At 61.9% G+C, this 10,919-nt stretch carries 12 protein-coding genes; 4 read left to right on the top strand and 8 right to left on the bottom strand.

Annotated features, from left to right (window positions below):
- The first annotated feature begins 108 nt into the window (after positions 1–108).
- Together CLU94_RS22920 and CLU94_RS22915 are read left to right on the top strand one after the other, a co-directional pair.
- Positions 109–651: a phosphohydrolase gene (locus CLU94_RS22920; RefSeq protein ID WP_099667306.1), complete on the top strand. Its 543-nt coding sequence runs from the start codon at positions 109–111 to the stop codon at positions 649–651.
- A gap of 362 nt (positions 652–1,013) precedes the next feature.
- Entirely contained in the window at positions 1,014–1,613 is a 600-nt protein-coding gene (locus CLU94_RS22915; RefSeq protein ID WP_251348103.1) for a response regulator, read from the top strand.
- A 417-nt stretch (positions 1,614–2,030) separates the two neighbouring features.
- Here CLU94_RS22915 and CLU94_RS22910 read toward each other — a convergent pair whose 3' ends face one another.
- On the bottom strand, positions 2,031–2,252 hold the full coding sequence (locus CLU94_RS22910) for a hypothetical protein (RefSeq protein WP_099667305.1): 222 nt from the start codon (positions 2,250–2,252) through the stop codon (positions 2,031–2,033).
- Between the two features lie 219 nt (positions 2,253–2,471).
- Between CLU94_RS22910 and CLU94_RS22905 the strand changes: the two genes are divergently transcribed.
- A complete protein-coding gene (locus CLU94_RS22905) occupies positions 2,472–3,059 on the top strand; it encodes a chromate transporter (RefSeq protein ID WP_099667304.1) in 588 nt (195 codons plus the stop codon).
- Positions 3,056–3,640, top strand: coding sequence for a chromate transporter (locus CLU94_RS22900; RefSeq protein WP_099667303.1), 585 nt, complete (start codon positions 3,056–3,058; stop codon positions 3,638–3,640). The genes CLU94_RS22905 and CLU94_RS22900 overlap by 4 nt, the downstream gene beginning before the upstream one ends.
- 3 nt (positions 3,641–3,643) lie before the next feature.
- On the opposite strand, the gene urtE is transcribed toward CLU94_RS22900, so the two are convergent.
- The 7 genes from urtE to CLU94_RS22865 form a co-directional block, all read right to left on the bottom strand.
- Positions 3,644–4,342: an urea ABC transporter ATP-binding subunit UrtE gene (gene urtE, locus CLU94_RS22895; RefSeq protein WP_099667302.1), complete on the bottom strand. Its 699-nt coding sequence runs from the start codon at positions 4,340–4,342 to the stop codon at positions 3,644–3,646.
- Between the two features lie 18 nt (positions 4,343–4,360).
- Positions 4,361–5,191: an urea ABC transporter ATP-binding protein UrtD gene (urtD, locus tag CLU94_RS22890; protein WP_099667301.1), complete on the bottom strand. Its 831-nt coding sequence runs from the start codon at positions 5,189–5,191 to the stop codon at positions 4,361–4,363.
- Positions 5,188–6,309: an urea ABC transporter permease subunit UrtC gene (gene urtC / locus CLU94_RS22885; RefSeq protein ID WP_180278740.1), complete on the bottom strand. Its 1,122-nt coding sequence runs from the start codon at positions 6,307–6,309 to the stop codon at positions 5,188–5,190. Before urtC ends, urtD begins: the two co-directional genes overlap by 4 nt.
- Positions 6,306–7,907, bottom strand: a complete 1,602-nt coding sequence (gene urtB / locus CLU94_RS22880; protein ID WP_099667300.1) for an urea ABC transporter permease subunit UrtB — start codon at positions 7,905–7,907, stop codon at positions 6,306–6,308. Before urtB ends, urtC begins: the two co-directional genes overlap by 4 nt.
- Before the next feature lie 68 nt (positions 7,908–7,975).
- On the bottom strand, positions 7,976–9,229 hold the full coding sequence (gene urtA, locus CLU94_RS22875; RefSeq protein ID WP_099667299.1) for an urea ABC transporter substrate-binding protein: 1,254 nt from the start codon (positions 9,227–9,229) through the stop codon (positions 7,976–7,978).
- A gap of 199 nt (positions 9,230–9,428) precedes the next feature.
- A complete protein-coding gene (locus tag CLU94_RS22870) occupies positions 9,429–10,217 on the bottom strand; it encodes a DUF4349 domain-containing protein (RefSeq protein WP_099667298.1) in 789 nt (262 codons plus the stop codon).
- A gap of 16 nt (positions 10,218–10,233) precedes the next feature.
- Positions 10,234–10,833, bottom strand: a complete 600-nt coding sequence (locus CLU94_RS22865) for a transglutaminase-like domain-containing protein (RefSeq protein WP_099668444.1) — start codon at positions 10,831–10,833, stop codon at positions 10,234–10,236.
- Between the last annotated feature and the right edge of the window lie 86 nt (positions 10,834–10,919).

Here is a 10,919-nt window from a genome sequence, read left to right as displayed (position 1 = left end):
CCAAGATGCATAGGCTCGGCCGGAAGGGCGAAGGACGGGCGGAAGGCAAGCGGCGGCCATCGGGTGTAGGATGGATCATCCGTGCAAAGCAGGCGAGCTGATCCAGAAATGATTACTACCGACTACGTATCCACTTATTCAGGCAACCGTTTTTATCCCTTGCGCCCGCATATCGACAAGGTCTCCATCGAAGACATCGCCCACGGCCTCGCTTACCAGTGCCGCTTCAATGGACAGACGCAAGTGTTTTACTCGGTTGCCCAGCACAGCCTGATCGTCGCCGAGCTGGTGCCGCCCCCCTTGCGCCTGGCCGCCCTGCTGCACGACGCGGCCGAAGCCTACCTGGGCGACATGGTGAAGCCCCTGAAAGTGCTGTTGCCAGAGTTTGCCGTGCTGGAAGACAAGGTCAGCGCCATCATCGCCGCCACGTATGGCCTGGACTTTTCCGATTACGCCCCCATCAAACGGGCCGACCTGATCGCGCTGGCGACAGAAAAGCGCGACCTGATGCCGCACTCGGCCGAGCGCTGGGCTTACCTTGACGGCATCGCCCCCTTGCCCGGTATAATCGAGGCCATGGGTCCGGCCGAAGCCAAGCAGCGCTTCCTGCAGGCGTTTGCCCAGTGGGGCGGCCTCGGGGTCGCCGCATGAATGCTTGCCCCCAGCCGCACGAACGGGCGCTAAGCCCCGGTTTTTGCACGGCTTTTTTAGATATCCACAGCAACTGTGGATAAAGTTGTTGATAAGCCCCTCTTGACAAGCCGCAACACCAGCATTGATGCGGGTTTCAACAATTTGCTGATTTCACAGGCAATTTTTTACCCCAATGAAATCAATGACTTGCAATCAGGAGTTTGCGCTAGAACAAACTTTCTCTGTCACCATGAAAATATATTTTGCGGTGCATTGGCAATCCCCGGTCCAGGCCGTCTTGCTTGAACAGCATTGTTTTGACAAACCCCGCAGACTGGCATAGTGTGGAGTAGCGACGACGATCAACGGTGGATAAACGCATGAATATGGATAGCGATAATTCCGCCAAGGGGGCGGACGAACCCGACTGGCTGGTCGACGAACCGCTGGAACGGGCAGAAGCGGCGGCGGAACCCGCCAACGCGGCGCCTTGGCGCGTGCTGATCGTCGATGACGATGTCGACGTGCATGTGGTGACCAAGTTCGCCCTCAGCCAGGCCAGCTTCCAGGGCCGCCGGCTGAGCTTTTTGCACGCGTATTCTGGCGCCGAGGCGCTGGCCTTGCTGCGTGGCACACAAGATATCGCCGTGGTGCTGCTCGATGTCATCATGGAAACCCAGGATGCCGGCCTGCAAGTGGCGCGCCAGGTGCGCGAAGACTTGCACAACAGCGCCGTGCGCATCATCCTGCGCACGGGCCAGCCCGGCCAGGCGCTGGAACACCGCATCATCATCGACTACGACATCAACGATTTCTGGTGCAAGACCGACCTCACCACGCGCAAGTTGTTTACCACCGTGATCGCCTCGCTGCGTACCTACGCCACCTTGCGCGAAGCGCAGCAACAGGTCGCCGAACTGGCCGCCGCCCTGGCCCAGTGCGGCGATACGCCAGCGGCGCCGGCCGGCGGCACGCCCTGACCCTGCGACGCTACTTTCAGTCATAAAAACAAGAGCACTGGATAGGCATACAGGCTTGCGGCATGCCCCATTCCGGCCCATCTTGCCCGCCGATTGCATGGGCTGAGCGGCGTCAATTTCCTAAGTGGCGGATTGTTAAGCGCTTTTTCAGATATCCACACGGACTGTGGATATCTTTGTGGATAAGCGCCTATTGACAGCCCTCAAAGCCACAGCCCGTGCGGCTTTCAATAAACTGCTCAATCAAACAGCAAAAATAAAAGCCATTAAAATCAAGCACTTAGAAACTCACACATAATCACAAGAAAATTATTTCGCCAATTTCGTTAACTCATCATTTGTGCATAACTGAGCCGTAATGATCAATCCGACAACAGCGGATCGCGGCCGCCGGCAACACAGTTGCCGTGCGGATACTCAATGCACGGTCTGCCGGCGCTGCTCCGGGTGCAGCAGCACGCGCTCGATCAGTTCCGGGGCGACATTGTATGACTTCAGGTATTCCAGTGCGCACAAGGTACTGAAGGCCGCCTGCACGGCGATGCCCAGATTGACGATATCGCACATCTTCTGGTCGACCCGGGCATGCGGCACCACGGTTTTGACGGGCATATGCAGCGTTTCTGTGGATTGAGGCATGATGGACAACTCCTGCGAAGGGGACGGAGGGGGGAGACGGCGTAGCGGTGCGAACCGCGACAGCGCGGACAGGGACAGCGATCATGGTGCCGATAAAAGTATTGCCGATAAACTCTCGATGTCAATGGCAGGGAAACATGAGCCACGGTTTTTTTCTTCCAGGCACAACCGCAGCCGAAAGCGATGGACAAGCGCGAGCGGCCACGGCGATAATCAGCCATGCCTGCCCCCTCCGCCACCCAGCCCGACCTCCCCCGCCCCCAGCCCGCCTCGCTTGCCGACCTGTTCTTCTCGTTCACCTGGCTGGCCCTGCAAGGCTTCGGCGGCGTGCTGGCCGTGATCCAGCGCGAGATGGTCGAGCGCAAGCGCTGGCTGACGCAGGAGGAATTCCTGGAAGACTGGGCCGTGGCGCAAATCATGCCAGGGCCGAATGTCGTCAACCTGTCCCTGATGGTGGGCGGGCGCTATTTCGGCTTGAAAGGCGCGCTGACGGCGCTGGTCGGCATGCTGACCGTGCCCCTCGTCATCGTGCTCGTGCTGGGCGTGCTGTACACGCGCTTCGGCGACAATCCGCAGATGGCGGGTGCCCTGCGCGGCATGGCGGCCGTCTCGGCCGGCATGATCGCCGCCACGGGCGTGAAACTGGCGACCGCGCTGGCCAGGCATCCGCTGCCCCTGTGGCTGACCTTGCCCATCACCGTGCTGGGCGTGCTGATGGTGGCGATCTTCCGCTGGCCCCTGCTGTACATCCTGCTGGGCCTGGGCGGCATCGGCTGCCTGCTCACGTATCGAAAGCTGTCCGCATGACGCCGCCCCTGCAACTGGTATTGAGCGCGGGCGACTGGCTGAACCTGTTCGGCCATTACCTGATGCTGTCGCTGATGTCGATCGGCGGCGCCATTTCCACCACTTCCGAAATGCACCGTTTCCTCGTCGAGCAGCATGGCTGGCTGACGCAGGCGCAATTCAATGAATCGATCGCCATCGCCCAGGCCGCACCCGGCCCGAACGTGCTGTTCGTCGCCCTGATGGGCTGGAACGTGGGCATGAACGCGGGCAGCTACACGGCCGCCTGGCTTGGCGTGTTCATCACGATGGTGGGCATCATGCTGCCCAGCACCACCCTCACCTACGTGGCAGCCCAGTGGGGCTACCGCAACCGCGACCTGCGCCCCGTGCGCGCCTTCAAGCAAGGCATGGCGCCCATCGTCGTCGCCCTCTTGATTTCCACGGGCATGATCTTGGGCGGCGCCAACCACCAATGGCGCACCGACTGGCCCCTGTGGACCCTGTCCATCGTGGCTGGCCTGATCATCTGGCGCACGAAGATCCATTTATTGTGGCTGCTGGCGGCCGGCGCCGTGCTGGGCTGGCTGCAGCTGGTGTAGTTGCTACACCGCCAGGTGCCGCTTCACCTCCTCGCCATCCATCTGTTCTGCATTGCCGCTGGCCACGACACTGCCGCGCGACAGCACGATAAATTCGTCGGCCAGTTCGCGGGCGAAATCGAAATATTGCTCGCACAGCACGATGGCCATGTCGCCGCGCTGTTTCAGCAAGGAAATGACCCTGCCGATATCCTTGATGACGGACGGCTGGATGCCCTCCGTCGGCTCGTCGAAAATGATCAGCTGCGGCTCGGCCAGCAGGGCGCGGGCGATGGCCAGTTGCTGCTGTTGCCCGCCTGACAAATCGCCGCCGCGCCGCTGCAGCATCTCTTTCAATACCGGAAACAGTTCATACACGTGGGGATCGATGCGCGCAGCTTGCCTGCCCCGCTTCACCGCCATGCCCATCAGCAAGTTTTCCTCGACCGTCAGGCGCGCAAAGATGTCGCGCCCCTGCGGCACGTAAGCGATGCCCAGCTTGGCCCGCGCATGGGGCGCCAGCTTCGTGATGTCGCACCCGTGGAACAGCACCTGGCCCTGCGCCACGGGCAGCACGCCCATCAGGCATTTCAGCAAGGTCGTCTTGCCCACGCCATTCCTGCCCAGCAAGGCCAGGCACTCGCCCTTGCGCGCCGACAGGTTGATGCCGCGCAAGGTGTGCGAGGAACCGTAGTATTGATTTAACTGTTGCACTTCCAGCATAGTCTGCGATCTCCCCTATTACCTTCCCAGATAGACTTCGATGACCCGCTCGTCGGCTTGCACCTGGTCCATGCGGCCCTGCGCCAGCACGGAACCCTCGTGCAGCACGGTGACGATGCCTTGCCGGGCGATTTCCGTCACAAAGCCCATGTCGTGCTCGACCACCATGATCGAATGTTTGCCCCGTAATTCATTGAGCAATTCCGCCGTGCGCGCCGTTTCCGCGTCCGACATGCCGGCCACGGGTTCATCCAATAAAATCAACTGCGGCTCCTGCATCAGGAGCATGCCGATTTCCAGCCACTGTTTTTGCCCGTGCGACAGCAAACCGGCCGGCCGCGCTTCGTGGCCGTTGAGGCGGATCAAGCGCAATACCGCTTCGATCTTGCCTGCCTGCTCGGACGTGAGGCGCGCAAACAGGGTGGGCGCCACGCGCTTGTCCATCTTCATCGCCAGTTCCAGGTTGTCGAACACCGTGTGCTGCTCGAACACGGTGGGGCGCTGGAACTTGCGGCCGATGCCCGCGTGGGCGATCTGCGCTTCCGTCATGGTGGCCAGGTTCATCGTTTGGCCGAACCAGGCCGTGCCGGACGTGGGCCGCGTCTTGCCCGTGATCACATCCATCATCGTCGTCTTGCCCGCGCCGTTAGGCCCGATGATGCAACGCAATTCGCCCACGGAAATATCGAGACTGAGCTTGTTGATGGCCTTGAAACCGTCGAAGGACACGCTGATATCTTCCAGATACAAAATGGCGCCATGCGTCGTGTCGACGCCCTCGCCCTTCACGCGCGCATACGTGGGGGCCGCTTCGGCGCTGGCCATGCCGGGCAGCATGCGGATGCTCATGCAGCCTCCTCTGCCACGACGGCGGCTTTTTTACGTTTGAGCTTGCTCAATACGCCCAGCATGCCTTGCTGCATGAACAGGGTGACGACGATGAACAGCAAGCCCAGCGCAAACAGCCACAGTTCCGGCATGGCGGCCGTGAACCAGCTTTTCAAGCCGTTGACGGTGAAAGCGCCCAGAATCGGGCCGAGCAAGGTACCGCGCCCGCCCACGGCCACCCACACGACCATCTCGATGGAGTTGGCCGGCGACATCTCGGACGGGTTGATGATGCCCACTTGCGGCACGTACAGGGCGCCGGCGATGCCGCACAGCACGGCCGACAAGGTCCACACGAACAGCTTGAACCACAGCGGGTTGTAGCCGAGAAACATCAAGCGCGCCTCGCTGTCGCGCACGCCCTGCAGCACCCGTCCCAGCTTCGAGCGGACGATGGCGCGCGCGCCGACCAGCGCTGCCAGCAGGAAAGCCAGGGTCAGCAGGAACAGCACGGCCCGCGTGGCGGGCGCCGTGATGCTGTGGCCCAATATCGTCTTGAAGTCCGTGAAACCGTTGTTGCCGCCAAAGCCGGTGTCATTGCGGAAGAACAAGAGCATGAAGGCATACGTCATCGCTTGCGTGATGATGGAAAAATACACGCCCTTGATGCGCGAGCGGAAGGCAAAGTAACCGAACACAAAGGCCAGTACGCCCGGCACCAGCACGACGAGGGCCATGCAATACCAGAAATGTTCCGTGAAAGCCCAGTACCACGGGTAGGTTTTCCAGTCGAGAAAGACCATGAAGTCGGGCAAGCTGCTGTGGTACTGGCCCTGGTCGCCGATGGCGCGCATCAGATACATGCCGTGCGCATACGCGCCCAGGGCAAAGAACACGCCGTGGCCCAGGGACAATATCCCCGTGTAGCCCCAGACGAGGTCCAGCGCCAGCGCGGCCAGCGCGTAGCACATGAACTTGCCCACCAGCGCCACCGTATAGGCGGACACGTGCAAAGCATGCCCTTCGGCAAACGCCAGGTTAAAAATCGGCAACAACGCGGCCAGTAATGTACAGGCGGCAATCGCCAGCCACACGGGCCGCGTGAACAAGCCAGGCTTGATTTGATGGGAGGTAATCATTCGACGCTGCGTCCCTTCATGGCAAACAGGCCCTGCGGCCGGCGCTGGATGAAAATGATGATGAATATCAAAATGGCGATCTTCGCCAGCACGGCGCCCGCCACCGGCTCGAGGAATTTGTTCACTTCGCCCAGGCCCAGCGCGGCAATCACGGTGCCGGCCAGCTGGCCCACGCCGCCGAGCACCACCACCATGAAGGAATCGACGATATAGCTTTGCCCCAGGTCCGGTCCCACATTGCCCAGCTGCGACAGGGCCACGCCGCCCAGGCCCGCGATGCCGGAACCGAGGCCGAAGGTCAGCATGTCGACCTTGCCCGTGGCCACGCCCACGCAATCGGCCATGCGGCGGTTTTGCGTGACGGCCCGCACGAACAGGCCCAGCCGCGTCTTGTTCAAGATCAACCACACGGCCACCACGACGACGATGGCAAAAACGATGATGGCCAGGCGGTTGTACGGCAGCACGAGGCCGCCCAGCACGGTGACGCCGCCCGACATCCAGGCCGGATTGGCCACTTCCACGTTTTGCGCGCCAAAGATCGTGCGCACCGCCTGCATGAGGATCAGGCTGATGCCCCAGGTGGCCAGCAGGGTTTCCAGCGGCCGGCCATACAGCCAGCGGATCACCGTGCGTTCCAGCACTACGCCCACCAGGCCGGAGACGAAAAAAGCGGCCGGCAAGGCGGTCAGCAAATACCAGTCCTGCACGCCAGGCAGGAAGTGGCGGAAAAACAGCTGGCACAGATACGTCGTGTAAGCGCCTATCATCAGCAGTTCGCCGTGCGCCATGTTGATGATGCCCATCAAGCCGAACGTGATGGCCAGGCCCAGGGCCGCCAGCAGCAGCACGCTGCCCAGCGAAATGCCGTAAAACACATTGCCGGCAAACTCCATGCGCGCCACCCGTCCCTTGATCTGGCGCATGGTCTCGATGGCGGCCAGTTGCACGGCCTCGTCCGGCTCGCCGGCCTTGCCATCTGGCCCTTTCTCCAGCATGGCTTGCAGCACGGGCAGCAGGCGCGCATCGCTGCTGCCGGCCAGCGCCTGCACGGCGGCCTTGCGCGTGGCGACGTCGGGCGCATGCAGGTTGGCGCTGGCGATCAGCACCTGCAATATCTGTTTGATGTCAGCATCGCTTTCCTGCCCCAGCGCCGCGCGGATCAAGGGAAGCTGCGCGGGATCAACCGCCTTTTGCAAGGCTTGCGCGGCCGCCAGCCGTTCGGCCCGTTCCGGTGCCAGCAGTTTCAGCCCCGACAAGGCGCCCGCCACGGCCGAGCGCAAGCGGTTGTTGACCATCACGCCATCGATGCCGTCGGGCAGCGGCACGTTCTTGCCGAGTGCCGGGTCAAGCGCCTGCTCGCCGTCGACGATGTACACCTTGCCGTCGGGCGTGGCGTACAACGCGTCGTCCTGCAAGGCTTGCAGCACACGGGCGGCCTCGGGCGTGGCAAGGGCGGCGATCTGCGCGACGGCGGCGACACGGGCGTCAGGGTCATCGCCGGCCAGCGGCTTGAGCAGGTCTGGAGGGATGGCAGCCTGCGCCATGGACGACAGGCACAGGCAGGCGAAGACCAGCAGCGATGTGAATAGCCTCATTGATATCCCGGGAAAGCGTTGATGGTCGGCGCCACCGGACGCATGGCCCGATGGCGCCGGCGTGGCTTTTACAGCTTTTGCTTGCCCTCATTGCCCTTGATAAACGGGCTCCACGGCTGGGCGCGTATTGCTTCCTTGGTTTTCCAAACGACATTGAATTGCCCATCAGCCTTGATTTCGCCGATCATCACGGGCTTGTGCAAGTGGTGATTCGTGGCATCCATGGTCAGGGTAAAGCCGGACGGCGCCTTGACGCTCTGGCCGGCCATGGCGGCGATCACCTTGTCCGTGTCCGTCGATTTCGCCTTTTCCACGGCTTGCGCCCACATGTGGATGCCGACATAGGTCGCTTCCATCGGGTCGTTCGTCACGACCGACCCCGCGTTCGGCAGCTTTTGCGCCACCGCATACGCTTTCCACTGCTTGATGAAGGCCGTATTCACGGGATTCTTGACGGATTCGAAATAATTCCAGGCCGCCAGATGACCGAGCAGCGGCTTGGTATCGATGCCGCGCAACTCTTCCTCGCCCACGGAAAACGCGACGACGGGCACGTCCGTGGCTTTCAAGCCCGCATTGCCCAGTTCCTTGTAGAACGGCACGTTGGAATCGCCATTGATGGTGGAAATGACGGCCGTCTTGCCGCCCGTGGAAAACTTCTTGATGTTGGCGACGATGGTTTGATAGTCGGCGTGGCCGAATGGCGTGTAGACCTCGCTGATGTCGCCATCCTTGACGCCTTTGCTTTTCAGGAAGGCGCGCAGGATCTTGTTGGTGGTGCGCGGATACACGTAGTCCGTGCCCAGCAGCACGAAGCGCTTGGCGCCGCCGCCATCCTTGCTCATCAGGTATTCCACGGCGGGAATCGCCTGCTGGTTCGGCGCGGCGCCCGTATAGAACACATTCTTTTCCAGCTCCTCGCCCTCGTATTGCACCGGGTAAAACAGCAGGCTGTTGAGTTCCTTGAACACGGGCAACACCGACTTGCGCGACACGGACGTCCAGCAGCCGAACACGACAGCCACCTTATCCTGCGCCACCAGCTGGCGCGCTTTTTCCGCGAACAAGGGCCAGTTCGATGCGGGATCGACGACGACGGCTTCCAGCTTCTTGCCCAGCACGCCGCCCTTGGCATTGATCTCGGCAATCGTCATCAGCGCCACATCCTTGAGCGACGTTTCGGAAATGGCCATGGTGCCCGACAGGGAGTGCAAAATGCCCACCTTGATCGTATCGGCGGCCAAGGCTGCCTGCATATAGGTGGAGGTGGCCAGGGCCAGTGCGCCGGCGGCGGCCGCTTTCAGGATGATGCGTCGTGACATGGGGACTCCTGTGATGGGTTCGTGGGGGGTCGAGCTGGGCCTGCGATGTTGTTAAAGCAGAATGCATGCCAGCGCCAGCAGGTGTCCGCCATGGTGCACGGGGCCAGCGCCGCACGAAAAAAAACCTGGCTGCACAAGGACTGTGCAGCCAGGTTTCAAATTGCCGTAAAACGGTGCGTAGGAAGCAACAATCCCGACATCAATCCTTGCGCGGCGCGCCCCGCAGGCGGCGCCAGCCCTTGCGGCCCAGCGGGAACAGCAGCACGAAAGCGATCAGCCACGGCAGGATGTAGGCCATGGCCGTGATGGCGTTGGCCACGCCTTCCGACAGGTTTTCCGTGAAATTGCCCAGCGCGCGCTTGACGGGGCGCCAGAACGATTGCTTGCCTTCGGCGCTGATGGCCACGTTCAGCAAGTCCGTATCGATGCGCTGCATCAACAGCGCGTTGGCGGCCGTCGCCTGCTCCAGTTCCACTTGCACGGTGGCCAGCTCCTTGGTCACCTTGATGAGGGCATCGACGTTGGTGCCCGAGCGCTTTTCCAGGTCTTGCAGCTGCGCCTGGTATTGCTTGAGCATTTCCAGGCGTTTCTTGCTGTCGAGCACCGGACGGCCCAGGTCTTCCACCTTGGTGCCCTGGCTGGTGACGTCGCCTTCGGCCGCGACCAGCGCGACCAGCTTCCTGATGCCGGCCGGCTTGGCGCGCATGCTGATGCGCGCATGCAGGTAGCGGCCGCTGTCGACGCTGGAATCGAGCAGCAGGCAGCCGTTTTCCGTATCGGCCTTGCAGGCGGCGACCACTTTTTCATACAGGGGACGCACTTGCGCCTCGTGCGTATCGACGCTGACATTATGTTCATAGGCAAGAAACTCGCTGCCCTTTTCCTTGCCATCGAGACGCGCGGCGCTCGACTGCCCGCCGCTCTCGCCCTTGCTGCCGCAACCGGCCAGCAGCATCAGGCCCATCAGGCCAATACAGATTTTTTTCATGGTTTCTTTCTTTGGATTATTTTTGCAACGGCAACAATTCGATATCGGGCAGGTGCGCCGCCACTTCCTGCACCGTCGCATGGCCCGTCAGGGAGGCGATCACCTGCGGCAACGGCGCCGGCCAGATTTCCGGCAAATCGCGTTCCTCCGGCGCCAGCACGGGAAAGGCCAGCTGTTCCCGTGGCGGCGTGAAGGCGGCAGCGACGCCGGGCTTGTTGCCGCGCGCATCGATGCGGTACCAGCCAAACTCCTGCAGATACACGACGTTCAAGCCATGCAGGCAGAACGGCGGCCCCACTTCGCCCACGGCCAGGCGCTGGTAGCACAGGCCGGCAGGAATGCCGTTGGCGCGCAGCAGCGCCGCCAGCAGATGGCTCTTCGCATAGCAGTAGCCCGTGCCATGCTGCAAGACGTCGGACGCCCGGCAAGTGACGGGATTGCGCTGGTAATCCCAGCTGTGGGCGACCTCGTCGCGCACGAAGGCAAAGCAGCGGGCCGCGATCGCGGCGTCGCCCACCGCGCCCTCCGCCAGCGCGGCCGCCCTGGCGCGCACGGCCGGATGGTCGCTGTCGATGTAAGTGCTGCTGGCTAAATACAGGGAAAAGTCGGTAGACATGGCATCGAGGTCATGCAAAAAGATAATGCGCGATTCTAGTCGAAGCGGCACGAAATCGAACGTTTCCTTGCGCAAGAACAAAGAAA

Source organism: Janthinobacterium sp. 13 (genome assembly GCF_002749695.1).
In the GTDB taxonomy this organism is placed as follows: Bacteria; Pseudomonadota; Gammaproteobacteria; order Burkholderiales; family Burkholderiaceae_D; genus Janthinobacterium; species Janthinobacterium kumbetense.
This window is presented reverse-complemented; position numbering and strand designations above follow the sequence as displayed.

Coding starts and splice junctions, on each gene's coding strand:
- CLU94_RS22920 (WP_099667306.1), top strand. CDS start 109: ATGATTACTACCGACTACGTATCCACTTATTCAGGCAACCGTTTTTAT.
- CLU94_RS22915 (WP_251348103.1), top strand. CDS start 1,014: ATGAATATGGATAGCGATAATTCCGCCAAGGGGGCGGACGAACCCGAC.
- CLU94_RS22910 (WP_099667305.1), bottom strand. CDS start 2,252: ATGCCTCAATCCACAGAAACGCTGCATATGCCCGTCAAAACCGTGGTG.
- CLU94_RS22905 (WP_099667304.1), top strand. CDS start 2,472: ATGCCTGCCCCCTCCGCCACCCAGCCCGACCTCCCCCGCCCCCAGCCC.
- CLU94_RS22900 (WP_099667303.1), top strand. CDS start 3,056: ATGACGCCGCCCCTGCAACTGGTATTGAGCGCGGGCGACTGGCTGAAC.
- urtE (WP_099667302.1), bottom strand. CDS start 4,342: ATGCTGGAAGTGCAACAGTTAAATCAATACTACGGTTCCTCGCACACC.
- urtD (WP_099667301.1), bottom strand. CDS start 5,191: ATGAGCATCCGCATGCTGCCCGGCATGGCCAGCGCCGAAGCGGCCCCC.
- urtC (WP_180278740.1), bottom strand. CDS start 6,309: ATGATTACCTCCCATCAAATCAAGCCTGGCTTGTTCACGCGGCCCGTG.
- urtB (WP_099667300.1), bottom strand. CDS start 7,907: ATGAGGCTATTCACATCGCTGCTGGTCTTCGCCTGCCTGTGCCTGTCG.
- urtA (WP_099667299.1), bottom strand. CDS start 9,229: ATGTCACGACGCATCATCCTGAAAGCGGCCGCCGCCGGCGCACTGGCC.
- CLU94_RS22870 (WP_099667298.1), bottom strand. CDS start 10,217: ATGAAAAAAATCTGTATTGGCCTGATGGGCCTGATGCTGCTGGCCGGT.
- CLU94_RS22865 (WP_099668444.1), bottom strand. CDS start 10,833: ATGTCTACCGACTTTTCCCTGTATTTAGCCAGCAGCACTTACATCGAC.